Source organism: Jiangella rhizosphaerae (genome assembly GCF_003579925.1).
Classification (GTDB): Bacteria; Actinomycetota; Actinomycetes; order Jiangellales; family Jiangellaceae; genus Jiangella; species Jiangella rhizosphaerae.
The window spans coordinates 1-21,328 of sequence record NZ_QUAL01000015.1; the positions used below are offsets into that span (position 1 = coordinate 1).

Below are 21,328 nucleotides of genomic sequence, written 5' to 3' on the forward strand. Positions count from 1 at the left end.
ACCCGGGCGGCCGGCCCGGGCCGAGCACGACCAGCACCGACGCGGCCGCGAGCACGACCACCGCGACCAGCCGGGCCCGCCCGGGGCCCAGCCGGTGCGGCAGGCCGCGCACGCCGGTCGCGGCGTCGTCCTCGAGGTCGGGCAGCACGTTGACCAGGTGCGCGCCGACGCCGAGCAGCGCACCGGCCGCGATCATCCACCAGGGCGGCCACGCGGGCGGGTCGAGCGCGAGGCTCGCCACGGCGGGCAGCAGCCCGAACGCCACCGCGTACGGCAGCCAGGACAGCGCCGTGCGCTTCAGCACCACGTTGTACGCCACGCCGCAGCCGACGAGGAGCAGGTGCAGCGACCCGGCCGCCGGGCCCAACGCCAGGGACAGCACCACGCAGGCGACGGCCGCGACCGCCAGCGCCACGCCGACCGTCCGTGCCGAGACCCGGCCGGTGGCCAGCGGTTTGTCCGCACGGCCGACGGCGCGGTCGCGACCGGCGTCGACCAGGTCGTTGGACCAGCCGACGGTCAGCTGGCCGGTGAAGACGGCCGCGACCACCAGCGCGAGCGTGCCGGCGTCGTGCCCCAGCCGCAGCGCCAGCAGCCCGGCGAGCGCCGTCACCGCCAGCGTCGGCTCGGGATGGCAGGCGCGGACCAGGCCCGCCGCCGCCGTCGTCACCGCCACGGTCGGAAGTTTAGGGTCGGCGGATTTGCCTACTACCAGACAATGACGCGCATCCTGTCCGTCCGCGGCGCCCTGCCGGACCACAAGTATGCGCAGGCCGACCTCACCGCCGAGTTCGCCGGGATGATCGCGCCGGCCGGGCGGTACGACCGTGCGCTGCTGCAACGTCTGCACGCCAACGCCGGGGTGAGCACGCGGCACCTCGCCCTGCCGAAGGAGCGGTACGCGACGCTGCGCGACTTCGGCGACGCCAACGACGCCTTCATCGCCACCGCCGTCGAGCTGGGGTCGCGCGCCGTCACCGCCGCCCTCGACGCCGCCGGCCTGACGCCGTCCGACGTCGACCAGATCGTCGCGACCACGATCACCGGGATCGCCGTGCCCTCGCTGGACGCCCGCATCGCCGGCCGGATCGGGCTGCGCCCGGACGTGAAGCGGGTGCCGATCGTCGGCCTCGGCTGCGTGGCCGGCGCCGCCGGTGTCGCCCGGCTCCACGACTACCTGCTGGGACATCCTGACGACGTCGCAGTGCTGCTGTCGGTGGAACTGTGCTCGCTGACGGTGCAGCGCGACGACGCGTCGATCCCCAACCTCGTCGCCAGCGGCCTGTTCGGCGACGGCGCGGCCGCCGTGGTCGCGGCCGGTGCCGACCGTGTCGCCGCGCTGTCGCCCCCGGTCTCGGCGTCGGTCCGGCCGGCCGTCCTGGCCAGCCGGAGCCGGCTCTACGAGGGCACCGAGCGGACGATGGGCTGGGACGTCGGCGCGACCGGGCTGCGCATCGTGCTGAGCGCGGACGTCCCGAAGCTGGTGCGCGCGCAGGTCGGCGGCGACGTCGACCGCTTCCTGTCCGCGCACGGGCTGCGCCGCGAGGACGTCGAGTGGTGGGTGTGCCATCCGGGCGGGCCGAAGGTGCTGGAAGCTATGCAGGACGCGCTCGGCGTCGGCCGCGACGCGCTGGCGATGACGTGGGACTCGCTGGACCGCATCGGCAACCTGTCGTCGGCGTCGGTGCTGCACGTGCTCGCCGACACGCTCGAGCTGCGCCCGCCGCGGCCGGGGTCGTACGGCGTGATGCTGGCCATGGGCCCGGGGTTCTGCCTCGAGCTCGTCCTGCTGCGAGCGTGAGCCGATGTCCGAGGTGCTGTTCACGGTGCTGGTCGGGCTGGTCGCCCTGGAACGACTGGCCGAACTGGTGGTGTCCAAGCGCAACGCGGCCTGGAGCTTCGCCCGCGGCGGCGTCGAGTACGGGCGGGGGCACTACCCGCTGATGGTGGCCCTGCACACGGCGCTGCTGGCCGGTGCGCTGGCCGAGGTGTGGTGGCGGCGACCGGAGTTCGTGCCGGTGCTCGGCTGGACGATGCTGGCGCTCGTCGTGCTGGCGCAGGGCCTGCGCTGGTGGTGCATCGCGACGCTCGCGCGGCAGTGGAACACCCGGGTCATCGTCGTGCCCGGCCTGTCGCTCGTGCAGTCCGGGCCGTACCGGCTGCTGCGCAACCCCAACTACGTCGCCGTCGTGGTCGAGGGGTTCGCGCTGCCGCTGGTGCACTCCGCATGGATCACGGCTGTGGTGTTCACCGCGCTCAACGCCGTCCTGCTCACCGTCCGCCTCTCGGTCGAGAACGCCGCTCTCGCGGCACTGGACCGCGCGCCGTCGCCGTGATCGACGTCATCGTCGCCGGTGGCGGACCGGCCGGTCTGACGGCGGCACTGCACGCCGCGCGGCGCGGGCTGGAGGTCGTCGTCTACGAGCCGCGCACCGGGCCGATCGACAAGGCGTGCGGTGAGGGACTCATGCCGGGCGCGGTGGCGGCGCTCGAGGAGCTCGGCGTGCGGCCGGACGGGCGGCCGCTGCGCGGGATCCGGTACGTGTCGGGGTCGCGGTCGGCGGTCGCGGACTTCCGAGCCGGGCCGGGCCGCGGCGTGCGGCGCACGGTGTTGCACGCGGCGCTGCGCCAGGCGGTCGCCGACGCCGGTGTCACCGTGCTGCCGGCCGCCGTGAACGGGCTGGTGCAGCGCACCGACGCCGTCGAGGTGGACGGCGTGCGCGCTCGCTACCTCGTCGCCGCCGACGGCCTGCACTCGCCGATCCGCCGCCGGCTCGGCCTGGACGTCGCGGTGACGACGGCGCGCCGATTCGGGCTGCGACGGCATGTGTGCGTGGCGCCGTGGACGGAGTACGTGGAGGTGCACTGGGCGCCGGCGGCCGAGGCGTACGTGACGCCGGTCGGGCCCGACCTGGTCGGCATCGCCGTGCTCACCACGGCCCGCGCTCCGTTCGACGCGCACCTGGCCGCCTTCCCGGAGCTGCGCGAGCGCATCGGGGGACGGCCGCTGACCACGGCCGTGCGCGGCGCCGGGCCGCTGCGGCAGCGGTCCCGCCGGCGGGTGGCCGGCCGGACCCTCCTCGTCGGCGACGCCGCCGGCTACGTCGACGCGCTCACCGGCGAGGGGGTCGCGCTGGGCATGGCCCAGGCCCGGGCGGCGATCGCGGCTCTCGCCGTCGGCCGGCCGGACGAGTACGAGGCGGCCTGGCGGCGGCTCACCTGGCGGTACGAGCTGCTGACCCGGACGCTCCTGCGCGCGACGGCGACGGCTCCCGGCCGCCGTGCGCTGGTGCCGCTCGCCGTCGCCCTTCCCCGCGTCTTCGGCGCCGCCGTCAACGTCCTCGCCCGGCCCGCGCGAGAAGGAGCAGAATGACCTCCAGCGGCTCACGACCGGGGGAGGCGGTCCTTCATGCGGAAGATCTTCTCGTTCCTCATGACGACGATGGACGGCTACGACGAGGGCCCGGCCGGCGAGTTCGACTTCTGGAACGTCGACGACGAGTTCGCCGCCTTCTCCGTCGAGCAGCTCGACGAGGCCGACACCCTGGTGTTCGGGCGGGTCACCTACGAGGGCATGGCGGCGTACTGGCCGACGGCCGAGGCTCAGCAGGACTCTCCGGCCATCGCCGCCAGGATGAACGGCCATGCGAAGATCGTCGTCTCGCGCACCCTGGACCGAGCCGACTGGCCGGGCACCGAGCTCATGCGGACCCCGGAGCAGTTGGCCGAGGTGAAGCAGCGACCCGGCCGGGACATCGCGGTACTGGGCAGCGCCGACCTCACCGCCGGCCTCATGCGGCTCGGGCTGCTCGACGAGCTGCGGATCATGGTCAACCCGGTGGTGCTGGGCGCCGGCCGGCCGGTGCTGCGGACCGCCGGGGAACGGATCGGCCACACGCTGCTACGGACCCGGGTGTTCGACTCCGGCAACGTGCTGCTCTGCTATCGGCCACAGCCGGCTGATGCTGCCTGATCCGGCCGGCAGCGGATCGAGCGCAGAGCATTTTCATCGCCGCTCGCGGGTCGTAGCGTAGGAACCGTCGCTGTGCCCCGGAACGACGACTCTCGTGGAGGCGCGCCATCTTCAGGGGGTGAGCGGCGATGCCGACCTACATCAGCTTGATCAACTGGACTGATCAGGGAGTCCGCCAGGCCAAGGAGTCACTCGACCGGGCCAAGGCCGCCGGTGAGCTGGCCGAACGCATGGGCGGCACCCTCAAGGACGTCTACTGGACCGTCGGGCCGTACGACATCGTCTCGATCGCCGAGTTCCCCGACGACGAGACGGGCACCGCGTTCCTGCTGGCCATCGCCGCGCAGGGCAACATCCGGACGGCGACCCTTCGCGCCTTCGACGCCGAGGAGATGAGCGGCATCGTCGGAAAGCTCGGCTGACCTCGGCAACCCGCACGCTCGCGGGTGCGCGTCAGCCCAGTGCCTTGCGCAGCAGCGCCGTCAACTGGTCCTGTTCGTCGGGTGAGAGCCGTCCGACCGCCGTGCGGGCGAAGGTGAAGGCCGTCGCGAAGCGGCGGTTGATCTCGTCACCTTCGGGGGTGCGCGCGACGAGTCGGGCGCGGCGGTCCTGAGGGTTCGGTTCGCGGGTGACGAGGCCGAGCGCTTCGAGACGCGCGACGATCTGGGTGACGTTGGAGGCATCGCAGCCGAGCTCGTCGGCCAAGGCGCCCATGCCGCGCCGCTCGTCGAGTCGTCCGAGCACACAGGCCTGCGCCGGGCTGAGCGACAGCTCGGCCGCGGCCGCCTCGTAGGCGCGGTCGTAGACGTCGACCAGGTCGAACAGGACGGCCTCGGCCTCGGACGAGGTGGTGACGGGTCCGCTCGGCAGCGCCATGCTCCCAGCCTAAGACGATTGCTTGATCCGCTCAAGTAGCTGTGTTCCAATGATCCTTGATTGACTCAAGTAAACAGGAGGATCGATGGACAGCAGAGTCGAGACCACAGCGGACGGCGCGATCAGCGAGCCGCGAATGAACGCGGTCGTCCTCGACCGGTTCGGCGGAGTCGAAGAGCTCTCGTCGCGCCGGATACCGCTCCCGGAGGTCGGCGACGACGACGTCCTCATCCGGGTGGAGTTCGCGGGGGCCGCGTCCTGGGACGCGGTCGAGCGGGAGGGAGGCTACGACGGCGAGTTCGGTGTCGCGTCGACCTTCCCCTACGTTCTCGGCTGGGACGCGGCGGGCACGGTGACCGCGGTCGGACGTCACGTCACCCGGTTCGAGGTGGGCGAGCGTGTCTACGCGACGACGAACCCGGTGAAGCGTGGCGGCTTCTACGCCGAGTACGGCGTCGTCGAGGCGGAGTTCGTGGCGCGCGTGCCCGAGCGGCTGCCGACAGCACAGGCCGGCGCGATGCCTTGGGACGCCCTCACCGCGCTGAGCGGCCTCGATCGGCTCGGCCTCCGGCCGGACGGAACGCTCATGGTCTTCGGCGCCAGCGGGGGGATCGGGCACATGGCCGTGCAGCTGGCGCGGCACAGCGGCATCCGGGTGCTGGCCGTGGCCTCCGGCGACGACGGTGTCGCCCTGGCCCGGCGGCTGGGCGCCGATCACGTCGTCGACGGCCGCCGAGACGATGTGCTGGCGGCCGCACACGAGTTCGCACCGGGCGGGCTCGACGCGGCTCTGGTCACCGCGGGGGGCGAGATCGCCGACCGGTCGCTTCGCGCGGTCAAGGAGTCGGGACGGATCGCGGTGCCGAACGGCGTCCATCCCATGCCTGTGACGCCGCCGCGCGCGATGGTGTCCTCCTACGACGCCGATACGACCCGTGCCGCCACCGATCGGCTGAACGCGATCATCGAGACGAGCGCATTCGAGGTGCACGTCGCCCGGACCTTCCCGCTCGAGCGGGTCCAGGACGCGCATCGCGCCCTGAACGATCACTACGTCGGGAAGCTGGCCCTCGAGGTCGGATGACGCTGGACCGGTCGCCTCCGGGCAACCCGCGGACGCGGATCGCGCACCGATCAGGTTTGCGCACCGCGCCCGTCTGTACGTGTGAGATCGACTCACAGGAGGCTGGCACGATGCGGAAACTGACATTCGGCATGAACATGACCCTGGACGGCTACATCGCCGCGCCCGGCGACGACCTCGGCTGGAGTGGCGGTGAGGGACCGGACTCGTCGTCGAGCGACGAGCTGTTCCAGTGGTGGTCCGACCGGGTGGCGGCGACGGGCCTGGCTCTGTACGGGCGCAAGCTGTGGGAGGTGATGAGCTCCGCCTGGCCGACCGCCGACCAGCGGCCCGGCGCCAGCCGGGCGGAGATCGAGTTCGCCGGGCGCTGGCGGGACATGCCGAAGGTGGTGTTCTCCTCGACGATCGGCACGGTCGACTGGAACGCCCGCCTGGTCACCGGCGACGCGGTCACCGAGATCACCCGGCTCAAGGCCGAGGACGGCGGCCCGATGGACATCGCCGGCGCGACGCTCGCCGGTGCGGCCATGCGAGCCGGGCTGATCGACGAGTACGTCATCGTCACCCATCCGGTCCTGGTGGGCGGCGGCACGCCGTTCTTCACCGCCCTGGACAACTGGGTGAACCTGACCCTGGTCGAGACGCGGACGTTCCCCGGCGGCGTCGTGCTGACCCGCTACGAGACGAGGCGGTGAGCACCGGCTGGACCTGCCCCCGATCACAGGGCCGGGGGCAGGTCCAGCCACGGCTTGTCGGTGGCGTCGAATCCGGTGAGCTCGGCGATCTTCCCGTCGGCGATGTGCAGGACCGCGATGGCGAACAGCCGGTACTCCGGGTTGTCGGGGGTGCGGAGGTACAGAGCGGCGGCTGGCATGCGGTTGACCGTCGTGGTGATACCGCGCCAGTCGTCGTGGCCGCGCTGGAAGAGCCCACCGGCGACCCAGCCGTCCACCGCGTCCTTCGCCGTCGTGGTCACGGTGCCCGGATCGGGCAGCATCGCGAAGCGCAGGTCGTCGCGCAGCAGGGACGTCAGCCCGTCGAGGTCGTTGCGCTCATGGGCGTCGATGTACGACCTCACCACGCTGCGCTCGTCCTGCGACAGCTCGTGGGCGGCGGGACTGCGCCAGTCGAGGCGGCGGCCGGGCAGCTGCTGTCGTATCGTCACGCGCGCCCGCTGCAGTGCGCTGGTCACCGATGCGACGGTCAGCTCGAGGGCGTCGGCGGCCTTCGACGCCGGCCAGCCGAGGACGTCGCGCAGGATGAACACCGCCCGCTGCCGCGGCGGCAGGTGCTGGACGGCGACGATGAACGCCAGCTCGATCGTCTCCCGCGCCACCACCGATTCCTGAGGGTCCTCAGGGAGCATCCGGTGCGGGTAGGGCTGCAGGTAGTGCAGCTCCGAGCCCGCGCCCGGCAGGTCGGCGGGCACGGGTGTGCGGTCGTTGCGCTTCTCCAGGTAGTCGAGGCAGGCGTTCGTGGCGATCCGGTACAGCCAGGTTCGCAGCGCAGCATGGCCCTGGAACGACTCCCGCTTGCTCCACGCCCGCAGGAACGTCTCCTGCGTCATGTCCTGGGCGTCCTCGTAGTGCGCGAGCATCCGGTAGCAGTGCACCTGCAGTTCACGCCGGTGGCGCTCGGTGATGAGCGCGAACCGTGCCGCGTCATGGGATCGGGCCGCCGCGATGAACGCGGCCTCGTCGGCGCCCAGCGCTCTGGCGTCGGTCATGGTCGTCGATCCTTCCACTGGTGGCGAGGGGCCACCAGAACTGACGACGTGGCGGAGGATTTCTGATCGGCGGCGCAAATGACCATGACCAGCGCCGATGACATCAGCCCGGCTGCGGTGGCAGCTTCGAGCAACACCGTGTCGTGCCGCGGCCTGCGGCCCGTAGGTGTCCACGGGTCAGGCCGAGTGTTCCACGGCGAGCCGGAGGATCTCGAGGCCGTCATCGGTTCCGCGCGGCTCGAGCAAGACCTCCTGAAGCCATGGGGCCGCGACTCCGCAGCGCTCGAGGTCAACGAACGCATCGGGCTGCGGTGCGCCGGCTCGGACCCGAAGGGTCGCTACGGCTGACTTCAGCGTCCGCCGAACGTCTCCAGCAGAATCCCCCGCTCGGCATCCGTGAGATTCGTGCTGATCAGGGTGGCGTCCCGTCCATGGAACCGCTCGCCCAGCCGGTCGACGTCCGCCTCATCGGTCACCATGAACAGCGCCGATGTGCCGGGAACGACCTCGGTGCGAATCCGTTCGAGGTCCCTCTTGGTGATCCCGGTCCCTTCCGTGGCCTTCACGAGCGCGCCGATGCCGGCTCCGATGATGGCTCCGGCGACGGGGATCATGAAGAGGGCACCGCCGAGGATTCCCCAGAGCGCACCCCAGCCGGCACCCCGCTTCGTGCTGTCCTGCTTGTGCTCGAGCGCGGGCTTCTCGGCACCTTCCCGCCAGCTCAGCACCGCGTGATCGACGATCTTCACGACCCCGTCGGCCTCGGCGGACTTCAGCGACGCCGCCGCTCGGGCCGCACCCTCTGGATCCTCGAACTTCCAGACCGTGAACGTGGTCATGATTCCTCCTCCTCGAACCGGCGGCGCGCACTGACGTCGGCCGTGTCGATCAGTCCATCTCCTCGGAACGAGTCACTCGATGATCGGGATACCAGGCCCACACGCCAGGTGCTGAGGGACTCGTTCGCCGGATTTCTCGGGCCGAGATCGCGCCCGAGTGTCTTGACATCGCATCACCGGCCACGATCGTGAGGAATCACCCGGTTCGGGTGAATGAGAATCACGCTGGGACACGTGAGCGCCCCGGGCCCGGCCGGCACGGACTCGATGAGATCGTGCCGCTCTTCGTCAGCGGATCCATGCCGGCGGATTGCCCTGGCCTCCATCGTGTGGGCAAGCCGATCGAGGATCATACGCTCGGCCCGGGGAGTGCTCGCCGCGATCGCGCCGGGGCGTGTCTGGATGATCATCCAGGATCGACCACGTGATGCTGTGGTCGATCCTGGATGAACACACCGAAGGGTCCGGGTCAGGTCGTCACGGTGACGGCGCCGACGAGCCGACCGGCCGTTATGGCCGTGCCGCAGCGTTCGTCGTCACCACCACGGCACCGACGTCGGCATCGAAGGCGGCGGCCAGCAGTTGTCGCCAGGTCCGGTGGGTCCGTTCAGCCTCGGTGAGGTGTTGCGCGTGTTGCGCGGCGAGGTCCATGTCCTCGGTGGTGCGCGAGCGAGGGACCCGGGCGAGCATGCTCATCGGGCCAGGCGAATCCGTGTAGGGCGGGTGGGACTCGAACCCACGACCCAGGGATTATGAGTCCCCTGCTCTAACCGGCTGAGCTACCGCCCCGGGAGCGGCGAGCGAACACTCGCGCCCGAGAACCTTACCCCGACCACGGCGTCTCGACCGCCACCCAGAGCCCTGCACGGACATCACCCGCCGCGGGTGTGCCGCGCGACCCGGGCGCGAGGGTGCGATGGGTCGTGTCGCTCGAGGAGAACGATCACTCCCGGCCTCCCGAGCCGGCGGCGAGCGCGCTGCCGCGGGCGCCGGCCCGGCTGCTCGGCCGGTGGCCCGGGAGGGTCGTCGTGCGCACCGCGGCCGGCTGTGTGCGCATCGACGTGTTCGACCGGGCGATGACGGTGGCGGCGCAGGCGTTCAGCTCGGTGTTGCCGATTCTCATCCTGTTCGCGACGTGGGCCGGGGCGAGTGCGACGGAGGCGACCGCGGAGGCGCTGCGGATCCCGGACGAGTCCCGATCGATGTTCGACGATGCGGTGCAGGGGGCGTCCGGAGCGGCCTTCGGCGTCGTCGGCGGCCTGATCGTGCTGATCTCGGCGACCAGCCTGTCTCGGGCCGTGACGCGGGCGTTCACGGCCGTGTGGGAGCTGCCACGGCCGCGGAATCGGCTCAGGTCGGCGTGGCGGTGGCTCGCCGCCGTCGTCGGGCTGGCGCTGTCCGTCCTCGTGGTGAGGGAACTGGCGGCACTGGCCGGCGGGCTGCCGCAGCCGCGGGCGTGGCAGGTGGTGACGGTGTTCGCCGCGGATACGGCGGTCGCGCTGTTCCTGCCCTGGGTGCTGTTGGCCGGCGCCGTCCGGCCGCGGTCGCTGCTCCCGGGCGCCCTGCTGTTCGCGCTCGCAATGCTGGTGCTTCGCCCCGCGTCCGGGGTGTGGCTGCCGAGGGCGCTCGAGGCCAGCGCCGATCGATTCGGGGCGATCGGCGTCGCGTTCACCTACCTGGCCTGGTTGTACGCGGTCTCCTTCTGCTTCCTGGTGGCGGCGGTCGCCGGCCGGGCGATCGCGACCGACGACGGATGGCTGGGCCGGCGGATCAGGGGCGTCTGACGGGGACAGGCGGACGCCCCGGGGCTGCGGTCCCCGGGGCGTCCGTGTGTCGTCCTCCTAGTGGTGCCCGGCGTGGTGCGCGAGCGCCTCCTCGATCGAGACCTCGCCGGCCGGTGCCGACGCGGTGGCCTTCGCCGCCGCCGGATCGGCCGGTGCGAGCTCGGCCGGCGGGACGACGCCGACGTCGGACGCGGCCGCGGTGCGGGTCAGCATGCCCCGCTCCCGGCTGGTGATGACGCCGTCGGCGACCAGCTCGTTGGCGACCTCGGTGACGTGCCGGACGAACGCGCCGTGGTTCGGCCACTCGCCCTCGTCGTCGATGAGGTCGTTGATCGTGCAGCCGTCGCCGCGGTCGACGTTGGCCACGAGCGAGTCGAGGCCGCCGATGACCACCGTCGGGCGGGTGTCGGAGTCGGGGCAGGCGTCGCCGTCGCGCTCGACGACGGTGAACGTCACTGACCCGACCTCCGAGGCGTTGCCCGCGTTGTCCGTCGCCCGGTACCGGACCGTGTGCTCGCCGACCGACGAGACGACGACCGGCGCGGTGTACGGCACGAACGAGCCGTCGTCGAGCGAGTAGACGACCGACGCCACGCCGGACTCCGTGTCCGTTGCGGTGACCGTGACGGTCGCCGAGTCGACGTAGGCGCCGTCCGGGTTCTGCTCGCCGGCCACCGAGGCGGCCACCGCCGGCGGCGTGGTGTCGTCCGGCTCCGGCTCGACCACCGTGAACTGCACCGACTCGACGGGCGCCACGTTGCCGGCGTTGTCCGTCGCCCGGTACTGCACGGTGTGGTCGCCGACGGCCGAGACGACGACCGGCGCGGTGTAGGCGACGAATCCGGCGCCGTCCAGGTTGTACTCGATCGACGCCACGCCGGACTGGGTGTCCGACGCGGTGATGGTCACCGTCGCCGACCCGATGTAGACGCCGTCGGGGTTCTGCGACCCCGCCACCGACGCCGACGTGTCCGGCGGCGTGGTGTCGTCGGGCTCGGGCTCGACGACGGTGAAGGCCACCGACTCGACCGGCGAGGTGTTGCCGGCATTGTCCGTCGCCCGGTACTGGACGACGTGGTCGCCGACGGCGCTCACGACGACCGGCGCGGTGTACGGCTGGAACGACCCGCCGTCCAGCGCGTAGGCGATCGAGGCGACGCCCGACCCCGCGTCCGTCGCCGTCACCGTGACGGTCGCGGAGCCGACGTACTCGCCGTCCTCGTTCTGGTCGCCCGCGACGGCGGCGGACACGTCCGGCGGCGTGGTGTCGTCGGGCTCGGGCTCGACGACGCTGAACTGCACGGCCTCGACGGGCGCGACGTTGCCGGCGTTGTCCGTCGCCCGGAACTGGACGGTGTGGTCGCCCAGGGCGGAGACCACCAGCGGCGTGGTGTAGGCGGTGAAGCCCGCGCCGTCGAGGTCGTACTCGACCGACGCCACGCCCGAGCCGGCGTCGGCCGCGGTGATCGTCACCGTGGCGGAGCCGACGTAGTCGCCGTCCTCGTTCTGGTCACCGGTGACGGCCGCCGAGACGTCCGGCGGGGTGGTGTCGTCGGGCTCGGGCTCGACGACGGTGAAGCTCACCGACTCGACCGGCGAGGTGTTGCCGGCGTTGTCCGTCGCCCGGAACTGCACGGTGTGGTCGCCCAGTGCCGTCACGACCACGGGGGCCGTGTACGGCTGGAACGCGCCGCCGTCCAGCGCGTAGGCGATCGAGGCGACGCCGGACTCCGCGTCCGTCGCCGTGATCGTCACGGTCGCCGACGCCACGTAGTCGCCCTCGTCGTTCTGCTCGCCGGCCACGGACGCCGCGACCTCCGGCGGCGTGGTGTCGTCGGGCTCGGGCTCGACGACGGAGAACTGCACGGCCTCGACGGGCGCGACGTTGCCGGCGTTGTCCGTCGCCCGGAACTGCACCGTGTGGTCGCCGATGGCCGAGACGACGACCGGCGCGGTGTACGCGGTGAACGCGGCACCGTTGAGGCTGTACTCCACCGACGCGACGCCGGACTGCGCGTCCGTCGCGGTGATCGTGACCGTGGCCGACCCGACGTAGTCGCCGTCCTCGTTCTGGTCTCCGGTCACCGACGCCGAGATGTTCGGCGGGGTGGTGTCGTCGGGCTCGGGCTCGACGACGGTGAACTGCACCGACTCGACGGGCGCGACGTTGCCGGCGTTGTCCGTCGCCCGGTACTGCACGGTGTGCGCACCGGTCGCCGTTACCTGGACCGGCGCGGTGTACGGCTGGAAGGCACCGCCGTCGAGCGCGTACTCGACGGAGGCGACCCCGGACTCCGCGTCCGTCGCCGTCACCGTCACCGTCGCCGACCCGACGTAGTTGCCGTCGTCGTCCTGCTCGCCGGCCACCGACGCCGAGATGTCCGGCGGCGTGGTGTCCTCCGGTTCCGGCTCGACGACGGTGAACTGCACCGAGCCGTCCGGTGACGTGTTGCCGGCGTTGTCCGTCGCCCGGAACTGCACCGAGTGGTCGCCGACCTCGTCGATGGTGACGGGGCCGGTGTACGGCTGGAACCCGGTGTCGTCGATCTCGTACTCGACGGTGTCGACGCCCGACCCCGCGTCGGTCGCGGTCACCGTGACGGTGGCCGAGCCGATGTAGTCGCCCTCCGCGTTCTGGTCGCCGGTGACCTGCGCCGACACCTCCGGCGGGGTGGTGTCCTCGGGCCCGCCGGTGACGACCAGCAGGCCGGTCATCGAACCGTGCCCGGGGAATGCGCAGTAGTAGCGGTAGACGCCGGGCGTGAGCGTGACCTCCGCCTCGTACCGGCCGCCGTTCGGGTCGAACGGGTTCGCGGTGATGTTGAGGTCGACGTCCTGGTTGTACTGCGGGTCGCTGGTCTCGAACGTCAGCGTGTGGGGCATGCCGCTGGTGTTGCCGGTGGCCACGCTGTTCTCGAAGATGATCGTCGTCGGGCCGGCGACCGCCGTGGTCGGCGCCGACGCGTACGCCGTCACGCTGTTGTTGGCGGTCCAGGTCAGCGTCTGCGCGGCCGCGGCTTCCGCCGTCGCCGCGGACGACGCCGGAGGCGCGGCCGCGCGGAAGGCCGCCGCCGCCGGCACCAGGCCGAGCGCCATGAGGGCGAGGGTCAGGACCGCGACGACGACGCCCTGAGGTGTCACTCGCCGCCGGCCGGACCGGCCCCGGGGATGGAGTGGTTGACGCATGAAGTGCCGCACCTTTCGTGGATCCGAGACGCCGAGCGTCCCGGCGGCCGAGGCCCGCCGATGCGGACGCCACCCGAAGGTCGCGCCGGCACCGGCCGGCCGCCGGGGTCCTACAGCTCCCGGACTCGGATGTTGCGGAACTCGATCAGGTCGTTGTTGCCGTGGTTCTGCAACCCGATGTATCCGCTGAGGAACTGCCGCAGGTCGGTCGGCGGGTCACCCGCACGAGACGACTGGATCCCGGGGACGTTGTCGAACTCGTTGATCACCACGCCGTTGCGGATGATCGTGTAGTGCTGTCCCTCGACCCGGATCTCGTAGTCGTTCCACTCGCCCTTCGGCGTGGCACCCGCGCCGGGCAGCGCGATCGGGTCGAAGTTGTAGACCGACCCGGTCTTCTGCGGCTCGCCGGTGGTGCCGTCGTAGATCTGGATCTCATGACCGCAGTAGATCGCGACCCAGGCCGGCGAGTTCGCCGCGGAACCGACGCGACCGCACTCCGGCCGCTCGGCCAGCGGGGCGTTCGGGTTCGGGAACCTGATGAACACGCCGCTGTTGGCCCGGGTGGTGCCGGGGGAGACGTCGCGGAACTGCAGCCTGACCGAGTAGTCGGCGAACTCCCGTTCGGCGTACCAGAGCATGCCCAGCCCGCCGCGGCTGATGATCGTCCCGTCGTCCTGCAGCTCGAAGAAGCCGCCCGGCGCCTGGGTCCAGCCCTCGAGGGACTCGGCGGTCCCGTCGAAGATGGCGTCCCAGCCGGTGTCGCCCGGCGTCCCGATCTCGGACGCCGCGGCCAGCCGGGTCAGCGTCGCCTTCTCACGAGCCGTGATGACGCCGTCGGCCGCCAGGCCGTTCGCCGTGTCGGTGACGTGCCGGACGAACTGGCCGTGGTTCTGCCAGCTGCTCTCGTCGTCGATGAGGTCGTTGATGGTGCAGCCCTCGCCGACGACGTCGTTCGCCACGCCGGTGTCGGTGTCGCGCAGCCACACGGTGGAGCGGTCGTCCGGAACGGCGCACCCGACGGTGACCTCGACCTCGGTGGTCATGGTCTCGCCGTCGGCGTACGTCACCGTGAGCGTCGCGGTGTAGGTGCCCACCGCGGCGTAGGTGTGCCGCGGGTTGGCCTCGTCCGACGTCGCGCCGTCGCCGAAGTCCCACGCGTAGGACACGCCGCCGGAGCGAGCGCCGGTGAAGGCGATGGTCAGCGGCTTGTTCTGCACCGCCGTCGCCGACGCGGTGGCCACCGGGGTGGCCGGGCCGCCGTTGTAGACGACGCGGATCAGCTTCTGGTTGGGCGTGAGGCTGAAGAAGCCGCCGCTGTAGTCGGACATGTAGAGCGCGCCGTCCGGGCCGAAGCGCGACGTCATCATCCAGCTCTGCAGCTGGTCGTTGCCGCCGCCGTGCGGAATGATCGGCACGAGGTTCTCGGCGAAGAGCGGCGGGCTCTGGCTCTCGATGCCCTCCGGGTCGACGGTGACGGCGATCCGGCTGCTCGAGCCGCAGTTGTCACCGAGGATCCACTTGCCCTCCCAGTACGACGGCCACGAGACGTCGCTGTCGGGGTCGACCAGCGACTCGCGGAACGTCGGGCCGGTCATGACGGCCTGGCAGCCGCCGCTGCGCATGTACGGGAACCCGTAGGTGGCGTCGTCGTTGTCGTACGTCGGGATGCCGTCGCCACGGTCCGGGAACTCCGGGTTACCGCCCTGCGGGGAGTACCAGATCATGTTGTCGCGGGCGTCCGGGATGTCCACCAGGCCGGTGTTGCGCGGCGAGGTGTTCAGCAGGTTGCCCTTGCAGTCGTACCAGCCGGTCAGGACGCTCGCGTCGGTGTTGCTGCGGTCGCGGTACGGCTGCCGGTTGCCCATGCAGAACGGCCAGCCCTGGTTGCCCGCCGACGTGATGATGGTCGCCGTCTCGTACTTCGCCGGGCCCAGCTCCGGGTTCGGGCCGCCGGCGTCGGGGCCGACCCACGCGGCGTGCAGGTAGTCCGTCACCGGGTCGACGTAGAGGGTGGAGATGTTGCGCACGCCCATGACGTAGATCTCCGGGCGGGTCTTGCCGCCGCCCTCCTCCTGGCCGGTGAACAGGTTGCCCTCGGGGATGGTGTACGTGCCGTCGGGCTCGGGGTGGATGCGCAGGATCTTGCCGTTCAGGTCGTTCGTGTTGCCCGACGTGCGGCGGGCGTCCTGGAACGAGATGCCCGCGAACTCCTGCGTCCAGTTGTTGCCGGAGTAGCCGCTGGAGCCGCCCGACGAGTTGCTGTCGCCGACGCCGATGTACAGGTTGCCCTCGGAGTCGAAGTCCATGCCGCCGCCGGCGTGGCAGCAGCTGTGGATCTGCGTCTCCCACGACAGCAGGTCCTTGCGGCTGTCGAGGTCGATCTCCTGGGTCTCGTGGTCGTAGGTGAACCGCGAGATCGTCCGGTCGCCGACGCGGCGGACCTTGTCGATCGACTCGTACGGCATCCAGTAGACGTACATCCAGCCGTTCTCGGCGAACGCCGGGTCGAGCGCGATGCCGACCAGGCCCTCCTCGGTCTTGACCAGCTCGCCGCCGCTGCCGCGGTTGCCGAACACGTCGAGCGTGGTCAGCAGCTTCACGTCACCGGTCTCGGGGTCCCACTGGTGGATCGTGCCGCAGCCGCGGCCGACGTTCGCGTTCTCCCAGGGGACGACAGGGCCGGTGGCGCAGGCGGCCTTGCCGATGTAGAAGACGGTGCCGTCGGCGGCGACGTCCAGGCCGTGCGGCTCGCCGTTCTGGTCCAGCTGGCCGGGCTGGTTGGGCGCGCTCAGACGTTCGATCTCGTAGTTGGCGCCGATGGTGGCCTGGCAGTCGCCGCGCACGAGACCGGTGGTCCACTGCAGCGCGCCGGTGATGTGGCTGCGGACCTGGTCGTTGCTCCAGCTGTCCGCCGCGCCGCCGAAGCTCGTGTAGAACGAGCGGCCGCCGTCGTAGTCACGGCACCACGACACCGGGTGGAACGCGCCGTTCGCGCCCTCGCCGGGGTCGTAGGTGTGCTCCTGCACCTGCGCGACGGTGTGCACCGTGCCGACCGGGTTCGGCGCCCAGTTGGTCCAGCGGTCGGTGAGGGTCAGCTCCAGCGGCAGCCCGTCGTTGGCCGGGTGCTGCCGGTCGACGATGCTGACGGTGGCCTCCTGCGCCGGCACCGGCGGCGGCTCGACGATCTCGCCGGCGAAGAACTGCAGCTCGGCCAGCTGGGTGATCCCGTCGCCGGCGTTGCGGGTGATGTCGAGCCGGAGGTACTCGTAGGCCGTCGTGTTGGAGATCGTGTAGGCCTTGGTCTGGAACCGCTCCGGGAAGTCCTCGTTGGTCCGCCGGTCGATGTCGGTCCAGGTCGTCCCGTCGTTCGAGCCCTGCAGGGTCCAGTCCACCGGGTCCCGGCCGGCCTCGTCGTTCGCCGACGTCATCGCGTACTGGTTCACCACGGCCGGCGCGGTCAGCCGGACGGTGATCTGCGCGGTGCGGACGAAGCCCAGCCACTTGGTGAGAGGGTTGCCGTCGACGACCTTGGGCGCGTCTTCGTTCGGCGGGTTGTTCGCGGTGGCGCTGACGGAGGCGACGTCGAGCGAGTCGGGCAGCGCACCGACCGGCCGGGTGCCGATCAGCCCGGTGAACCACTCCGACCGCTCCTGCGCCCGCGACGCGTCGCCGATGCCGAGGAAGCCGCCGCCGTCCTCGATGTAGGCCTCGAGCGCGTCCTCCTGTGACGGGGTCAGCTCGGTGCCCATCGCGGACAGGAAGACGACGCCGCGGTAGGCGCCGAGGGTCTCGGGGGAGAAGCTGGCCGGGTCGGTCGACACGTCGACGGCGATGCCGTTGTCGGCGCCGAGCTCCTGGAGCGCCGCGACGGCCGCGGCGACCGGGTCGTCCTGCTCCTCGGCGGGTCCGTGGAACACCAGCACCTTGACGGCGCCGTCGGCGTTGTTCGCCTTGGCCGCGGTCAGGGCCTGGCGGGCGGCCGGGCTGGCGCTGTCGGCGGCCTCGGGGGACTTCGCGGCCGGCGCGCTGGAGGCGCTGGCCGAGGGTTCGGGCGGTTCCGGCTGCCCCTGGGCGGGCAGCGCGCTCACGCTGAGCGCCAGGACCGCCGTACTCGCCAGGACGAACGTCCGGCGCCACCGTGCGGATCTCGCCGGCGGCCCTCCCTCCGGACGGACGAGGCTGGTGCGTCTCATCGTTGCTCCTTCGATCGATGTGCGCTCGTGCCTGTGCGTGCTCGGCCCTGATGGGTGTCAGTGGTGGTGCGGGCGTCGGCGCTAGCCCGTGTGGCCGGAATGGCCGCCGTGTCCTCCGTGTCCTGCGTGGTAGCGGTCGATCGCCTCCTGTGCGTGGTCGGGGATGCTGCCGTCCTCGTTGCGGACCAGGAAGATGCCGGACATGCCGCCGTCGGAGTGGAACTGGACGTGGCAGTGGTACATCCACGCGCCGGGACCGACGCCGTCGCCGGCGATCACCTGGAACCCGAACGAGCTGCCGGGGTTGAGGTCCTTGTTGTCGACGGCCGGGGTGGGATCGTTGGGGCCGTCGAGGTAGCCGGTCCGGTTGTCGGCCCACCGGTGGGCGTGCAGGTGGAAGGTGTGCTCCATGTTCCCGTGGCCGATGCACAGCCACTCGACCCGCTCGCCCAGGACGGCGTCGAACATCGGCGTCTCCGGCGCCATCTTGTTGTTGATCGTCATGTCGTTGAACACGACGACGAACGTCTTGTCCGGTAGCAGGTCGCCCTTGCGGCGGACGATGAGGCCGCCGTACAGGCCGGCCCGGAGGCCGTCGGTGCCGTGGTCGCCGAAGGCGTGGTCGTGGTAGTGCCAGTAGCCCGCGCTGCCCGGCAGCCACGCCCGTCCGGCGGTCGTGGTGCGCTCCTTCGTCCGCCACACGTACGTGCGCGTCTCGCCCGGCTCGTTGAACGAGTCGTTGAACGGCGCGCCGTCGGAGAAGACGTCATAGTCGACGCCGTGCGGGTGGATGGAGAGCCGCTTGTCGGTGGTGTTGACCAGCGTGATCTCCAAGGTGTCGCCCTCGACGATCTCCAGCAGCGGGCCAGGGATCGTCGCCTCGCCGGGCGCCAGGCCGTAGCCGATCTGGTTGCCGGGCAGCGCCTCGGCGTACATCGTCACGCGGTGGGTGGTGCCGGTGGCCCGGGCGGTGCGCAGCCCGGGTTCGCCGGCGGAGCTCGGGCTCGCGGGCGCCGCGCTCGTGGTCGCGGTGACGGCGGGAAAGGCCGCACTCGCGACCGCGCCGGCCAGCACCGACCGGCGGGTGAGATGCCCTAACCAGCCGCGTCGGACGGGGTTGTCAGCCATGGGGTCTCCATTCCGTGAGTCCCGGGGCGCCTGCACCGGAGACCGGGGATCGGCACGGAACCACCGCAGGGCATGGACGACCTCCGACGGTCGCTGATCCGCGCCGACCCGTACATGGCACCGCACAGTAAAGGGGCTTTTGCATGCACGTCAACGGAAAGTTTCACGTTCGTCGACAAATGATCCGGTCAGTAACGCTTCGCCTTGACTGCGTTCCAGATCCGGTACGACCGAAAAGGTGCAGGTGTCGCCTCTGGCGGCGTTCGCTCACGAGCGTTTCGCGGGTGCGCGGAGGGGTGGGCGGCCGTCCGGGCGACACTTAGGTCAGCGCTGTGGGGGACTTTTGCAAGTTACCGTGAAGTAACGGTTGTGGCGGGAGTGACGGTGTCGATACGGTCCAGTCGTCAGTGGTGTGGGTCACCGCAGGGCAGGGCCGAGCCTGGGGCACGTCACCACGGACGAGCGCACCCCGGCGGGCCGCTACGGCCGCCGGGCGGGTCGTTCGTCCGAGGCGAGGGGGTCACATGCACCGGTACGCGCACACGTCACCGGGCCCTGCTCCGGCCACCCGCCCGCCACCGACGCGTCCGCCGCCCGACCGCCCGCAGCGCGGTCGACGACGGCATGACCGCTGGTGAGCGCCATGATCCGCGCCGGCCCCGGCACGCGTCGCCGGCCGTACCGCAGTCGGCCGGCGGGGCGAAGCAGCGGGCGCCGGCCCACTCCGGGGCGGCCGTTCCGCGGGCGCCGGCCAGGTCCGTGTGGCGGGTCCGTCGGTGCCCGCCCGGAGGGTGGGCTCCCTCCCCATCGGGCGGGGCATCACCACGTCAGCGAGCACTGGCCATCGCGAGCAGCGCCAGCACCGCTACCAGGCCGACGGACAGCCGCAGGCTCAGACTCGGCTGCCCCGGATCGAGCAGCCAGCGGCGCAGGCGGGCGAGCGAACGCAGTCCGGTGAACGTGGGAGTCACGGCACCCCTCCAGTCCGCGGCCGGCGCGACCTCGTCGGCGAGAGTCCCGAGTGTCGACGCCGGGCGCAGGGTCGGCCCAGACCGGGATTTCCTATGCGGCAGCGGCGCGAATTGCCGGCCGTCAACGCGGCCTGTGACCGGGCGGCCGGAAAAGGGGCCGCCGGGAGCGGGGGCCGTACGCGTGAATTGGGGCAGACGTCCTCAGGATGACGCACGGCGAAAGGACCGTCAATACCCACTTTCGCGCGGTGACCAGGCCAGTCACCGGCGCTGGGTCGCCTCCGGCACGGCATGTGCCGACTGCCGCGGTGTTCGCGACAGGTGCTGCATGCGTGGGCTCGATGGATGAGGGATCGGTGTAGTCCTGGCCACCCGGATCCCTCACCCATCGCGGCCTGCGGCACGCGTTATCGGTACCGGCGGACGACGGCTCGGCCGGGCGGTACTGAGTGTTAGCCGCCGCGTTCGATGCCGACGTCGGCGCCATGGTGGTGACGACGAACGCCGCGGCAACGCCGTGACGGCCGGTCGGCTCGTCGGCGACGGACCTTTCGGTGTGTTCATCCAGGATCGACCACAGCATCACGTGGTCGATCCTGGATGATCATCCAGACAGCACGGACGCGCCACCGCGGATGTCCCGATCGGCGGCCTGCGCGCCGTCATTCTCGATGGCGGCTAACATGCTGAGCCGCCCACCGCCCTCGGCCCACGTGACGACGGCGACGTGGCCACCGCAGAGGCCCGCAACGGCAATGGCGGCTCACCCGGCTCAGCCGAAGGACTCGGGGACCATGCGGACGGTGACGCAGACCCGGTTCCAGGCGTTGATCGTCGTGATCACCATGACCAGCTGGGCCAGTTGCGCGTCGTCGTAGTGAGCGCCGGCCTGCGCCCAGACGTCGTCCGGCACGCGAGGAGCGCCCTCGCTGAGCCGCGTCATCGACTCCGCGAGCGCGAACGCCGCCCGCTCGGCCGGGCTGAAGAACGGGCCCTCGTCCCAGGCCGCGAGCGCGTAGACGCGGGCCGGCGTCTCGCCGCTCTTGACGGCGTCGTGGCTGTGCGAGTCGACGCAGTACGCGCAGCCGTTGATCTGGCTGACCCGCAGCTTGACCAGGTCGAGCAGCCCCGCCGGTAGGTCGCCCTGGTGGGCGCGGGTGTCCAGCGCGATGAGCGCCTTGTAGGCCGCGGGTGCGAGGGTCGCGATGTCCATGCGTGTCATGCCGTCACCGTACGGCGCTACATTGGTCTCGCAGAAGTGACAATTCATGCCTGACTGATTGGTCCAATGGAGTTCCACGTCAGCCTCGACGGCCCGGGCGACCTCACGGCGCGCATCTACCGGTCGCTGCGCGACGGCGTCCGCGACGGCCGGCTGCGCCCCGGCGACCGGCTGCCGCCGTCGCGTGAGCTGGCCCGGACGCTCGACGTGTCGCGCGGCACGGTGGCCACGGCCTACGAGCGGCTGACGGCGGAGGGCTTCCTCGTCGGCCGGGTCGGCGCGGGGACGTTCGTGGCGCCGACGGCTATGGGCGGGCGGCCGCCGTCGCGGGCCGCCTCGGCCG

At 71.6% G+C, this 21,328-nt stretch carries 19 protein-coding genes, 1 tRNA gene and 3 pseudogenes; 10 read left to right on the plus strand and 13 right to left on the minus strand.

Annotated elements, in window-relative coordinates:
- Positions 1-676 (minus strand): UbiA family prenyltransferase (locus tag DY240_RS01390; RefSeq protein WP_119658188.1); only part of this gene is annotated, 676 nt, incomplete at its 3' end.
- A gap of 42 nt (positions 677-718) precedes the next feature.
- On the opposite strand from DY240_RS01390, the gene DY240_RS01395 reads away from it, so the two are divergent.
- From DY240_RS01395 to DY240_RS01415, 5 genes are all read left to right on the plus strand, one after another.
- Positions 719-1,801, plus strand: a complete 1,083-nt coding sequence (locus tag DY240_RS01395; RefSeq protein WP_119658189.1) for a type III polyketide synthase — start codon at positions 719-721, stop codon at positions 1,799-1,801.
- 4 nt (positions 1,802-1,805) lie between these two features.
- Positions 1,806-2,336: an isoprenylcysteine carboxyl methyltransferase family protein gene (locus tag DY240_RS01400; RefSeq protein ID WP_119658190.1), complete on the plus strand. Its 531-nt coding sequence runs from the start codon at positions 1,806-1,808 to the stop codon at positions 2,334-2,336.
- A complete protein-coding gene (locus DY240_RS01405; protein WP_199700576.1) occupies positions 2,333-3,373 on the plus strand; it encodes an NAD(P)/FAD-dependent oxidoreductase in 1,041 nt (346 codons plus the stop codon). Before DY240_RS01400 ends, DY240_RS01405 begins: the two co-directional genes overlap by 4 nt.
- A 36-nt stretch (positions 3,374-3,409) precedes the next feature.
- On the plus strand, positions 3,410-3,973 hold the full coding sequence (locus tag DY240_RS01410; RefSeq protein WP_119658192.1) for a dihydrofolate reductase family protein: 564 nt from the start codon (positions 3,410-3,412) through the stop codon (positions 3,971-3,973).
- 128 nt (positions 3,974-4,101) lie between these two features.
- Positions 4,102-4,395 carry a GYD domain-containing protein gene (locus DY240_RS01415; RefSeq protein WP_119658193.1) on the plus strand — a complete coding sequence of 98 codons (294 nt, stop codon included), beginning with the start codon at positions 4,102-4,104 and terminating at the stop codon, positions 4,393-4,395.
- A 31-nt stretch (positions 4,396-4,426) separates the two neighbouring features.
- Here DY240_RS01415 and DY240_RS01420 read toward each other — a convergent pair whose 3' ends face one another.
- The gene (locus DY240_RS01420) at positions 4,427-4,849 is read right to left on the minus strand and encodes a MarR family winged helix-turn-helix transcriptional regulator (protein WP_119658194.1); all 423 of its coding nucleotides are present in this window, start codon (positions 4,847-4,849) and stop codon (positions 4,427-4,429) included.
- Positions 4,850-4,934: 85 nt separating this feature from the next.
- Between DY240_RS01420 and DY240_RS01425 the strand changes: the two genes are divergently transcribed.
- Together DY240_RS01425 and DY240_RS01430 are read left to right on the plus strand one after the other, a co-directional pair.
- Positions 4,935-5,933, plus strand: coding sequence for a quinone oxidoreductase family protein (locus tag DY240_RS01425; RefSeq protein WP_119658195.1), 999 nt, complete (start codon positions 4,935-4,937; stop codon positions 5,931-5,933).
- 110 nt (positions 5,934-6,043) lie between these two features.
- A complete protein-coding gene (locus tag DY240_RS01430; protein ID WP_119658196.1) occupies positions 6,044-6,628 on the plus strand; it encodes a dihydrofolate reductase family protein in 585 nt (194 codons plus the stop codon).
- Between the two features lie 23 nt (positions 6,629-6,651).
- Here the strand turns inward: DY240_RS01430 and DY240_RS01435 are convergent, their stop codons facing one another.
- On the minus strand, positions 6,652-7,659 hold the full coding sequence (locus tag DY240_RS01435; RefSeq protein WP_119658197.1) for an RNA polymerase subunit sigma-70: 1,008 nt from the start codon (positions 7,657-7,659) through the stop codon (positions 6,652-6,654).
- Positions 7,660-7,737: 78 nt separating this feature from the next.
- Here DY240_RS01435 and DY240_RS31285 point away from each other — a divergent pair, with 78 nt between their 5' ends.
- A complete protein-coding gene (locus DY240_RS31285; RefSeq protein ID WP_147375166.1) occupies positions 7,738-8,007 on the plus strand; it encodes a hypothetical protein in 270 nt (89 codons plus the stop codon).
- A gap of 2 nt (positions 8,008-8,009) precedes the next feature.
- Here the strand turns inward: DY240_RS31285 and DY240_RS01440 are convergent, their stop codons facing one another.
- The 3 genes from DY240_RS01440 to DY240_RS01455 all read right to left on the minus strand — a co-directional run bounded on the left by DY240_RS01440 (position 8,010) and on the right by DY240_RS01455 (position 9,287).
- Positions 8,010-8,498 (minus strand): DUF1269 domain-containing protein, encoded by a 489-nt coding sequence (locus DY240_RS01440; RefSeq protein ID WP_119658198.1) that lies wholly within the window; start codon positions 8,496-8,498, stop codon positions 8,010-8,012.
- 510 nt (positions 8,499-9,008) lie between these two features.
- Positions 9,009-9,194 carry a hypothetical protein gene (locus DY240_RS01450; protein ID WP_119658200.1) on the minus strand — a complete coding sequence of 62 codons (186 nt, stop codon included), beginning with the start codon at positions 9,192-9,194 and terminating at the stop codon, positions 9,009-9,011.
- A gap of 19 nt (positions 9,195-9,213) precedes the next feature.
- Positions 9,214-9,287 (minus strand) — tRNA-Ile (locus tag DY240_RS01455).
- 134 nt (positions 9,288-9,421) lie between these two features.
- Between DY240_RS01455 and DY240_RS01460 the strand changes: the two genes are divergently transcribed.
- Positions 9,422-10,282: a YhjD/YihY/BrkB family envelope integrity protein gene (locus DY240_RS01460; protein WP_147375167.1), complete on the plus strand. Its 861-nt coding sequence runs from the start codon at positions 9,422-9,424 to the stop codon at positions 10,280-10,282.
- Positions 10,283-10,675: 393 nt separating this feature from the next.
- Here the strand turns inward: DY240_RS01460 and DY240_RS34280 are convergent.
- From DY240_RS34280 to DY240_RS01480, 7 genes and pseudogenes are all read right to left on the minus strand, one after another.
- Positions 10,676-11,515 (minus strand): annotated as a pseudogene (locus DY240_RS34280) (OmpL47-type beta-barrel domain-containing protein); the annotation flags it as partial.
- Positions 11,516-11,581: 66 nt separating this feature from the next.
- A pseudogene (locus DY240_RS34285) lies at positions 11,582-12,148 on the minus strand (OmpL47-type beta-barrel domain-containing protein); the annotation flags it as partial.
- Positions 12,146-13,318, minus strand: a pseudogene (locus DY240_RS34290) (OmpL47-type beta-barrel domain-containing protein); the annotation flags it as partial. The pseudogenes DY240_RS34290 and DY240_RS34285, both read right to left, overlap by 3 nt.
- A gap of 260 nt (positions 13,319-13,578) precedes the next feature.
- On the minus strand, positions 13,579-17,664 hold the full coding sequence (locus DY240_RS01470) for a ThuA domain-containing protein (protein WP_119658202.1): 4,086 nt from the start codon (positions 17,662-17,664) through the stop codon (positions 13,579-13,581).
- An 81-nt stretch (positions 17,665-17,745) separates the two neighbouring features.
- Positions 17,746-18,792: a multicopper oxidase domain-containing protein gene (locus DY240_RS01475; protein WP_119658203.1), complete on the minus strand. Its 1,047-nt coding sequence runs from the start codon at positions 18,790-18,792 to the stop codon at positions 17,746-17,748.
- Between the two features lie 827 nt (positions 18,793-19,619).
- On the minus strand, positions 19,620-19,763 hold the full coding sequence (locus DY240_RS31565; RefSeq protein WP_158602696.1) for a hypothetical protein: 144 nt from the start codon (positions 19,761-19,763) through the stop codon (positions 19,620-19,622).
- A 772-nt stretch (positions 19,764-20,535) separates the two neighbouring features.
- Positions 20,536-20,985 carry a carboxymuconolactone decarboxylase family protein gene (locus tag DY240_RS01480; RefSeq protein ID WP_119658204.1) on the minus strand — a complete coding sequence of 150 codons (450 nt, stop codon included), beginning with the start codon at positions 20,983-20,985 and terminating at the stop codon, positions 20,536-20,538.
- A 66-nt stretch (positions 20,986-21,051) separates the two neighbouring features.
- Between DY240_RS01480 and DY240_RS01485 the strand changes: the two genes are divergently transcribed.
- A partial coding sequence (locus DY240_RS01485; protein ID WP_147375168.1) for a GntR family transcriptional regulator occupies positions 21,052-21,328 on the plus strand: 277 nt, incomplete at its 3' end.

What these genes read in the sequence shown, in the direction of transcription:
- DY240_RS01420 (WP_119658194.1), bottom strand. Translation starts at nt 4,849, where the DNA reads ATGGCGCTGCCGAGCGGACCCGTCACCACCTCGTCCGAGGCCGAGGCC.
- DY240_RS01450 (WP_119658200.1), bottom strand. Translation starts at nt 9,194, where the DNA reads ATGAGCATGCTCGCCCGGGTCCCTCGCTCGCGCACCACCGAGGACATG.
- DY240_RS01410 (WP_119658192.1), top strand. Translation starts at nt 3,410, where the DNA reads ATGCGGAAGATCTTCTCGTTCCTCATGACGACGATGGACGGCTACGAC.
- DY240_RS01470 (WP_119658202.1), bottom strand. Translation starts at nt 17,664, where the DNA reads ATGAGACGCACCAGCCTCGTCCGTCCGGAGGGAGGGCCGCCGGCGAGA.
- DY240_RS01440 (WP_119658198.1), bottom strand. Translation starts at nt 8,498, where the DNA reads ATGACCACGTTCACGGTCTGGAAGTTCGAGGATCCAGAGGGTGCGGCC.
- DY240_RS01430 (WP_119658196.1), top strand. Translation starts at nt 6,044, where the DNA reads ATGCGGAAACTGACATTCGGCATGAACATGACCCTGGACGGCTACATC.
- DY240_RS01400 (WP_119658190.1), top strand. Translation starts at nt 1,806, where the DNA reads ATGTCCGAGGTGCTGTTCACGGTGCTGGTCGGGCTGGTCGCCCTGGAA.
- DY240_RS01415 (WP_119658193.1), top strand. Translation starts at nt 4,102, where the DNA reads ATGCCGACCTACATCAGCTTGATCAACTGGACTGATCAGGGAGTCCGC.
- DY240_RS01475 (WP_119658203.1), bottom strand. Translation starts at nt 18,792, where the DNA reads ATGGCTGACAACCCCGTCCGACGCGGCTGGTTAGGGCATCTCACCCGC.
- DY240_RS01395 (WP_119658189.1), top strand. Translation starts at nt 719, where the DNA reads ATGACGCGCATCCTGTCCGTCCGCGGCGCCCTGCCGGACCACAAGTAT.
- DY240_RS01480 (WP_119658204.1), bottom strand. Translation starts at nt 20,985, where the DNA reads ATGACACGCATGGACATCGCGACCCTCGCACCCGCGGCCTACAAGGCG.
- DY240_RS31285 (WP_147375166.1), top strand. Translation starts at nt 7,738, where the DNA reads ATGACCATGACCAGCGCCGATGACATCAGCCCGGCTGCGGTGGCAGCT.
- DY240_RS01425 (WP_119658195.1), top strand. Translation starts at nt 4,935, where the DNA reads ATGGACAGCAGAGTCGAGACCACAGCGGACGGCGCGATCAGCGAGCCG.
- DY240_RS01435 (WP_119658197.1), bottom strand. Translation starts at nt 7,659, where the DNA reads ATGACCGACGCCAGAGCGCTGGGCGCCGACGAGGCCGCGTTCATCGCG.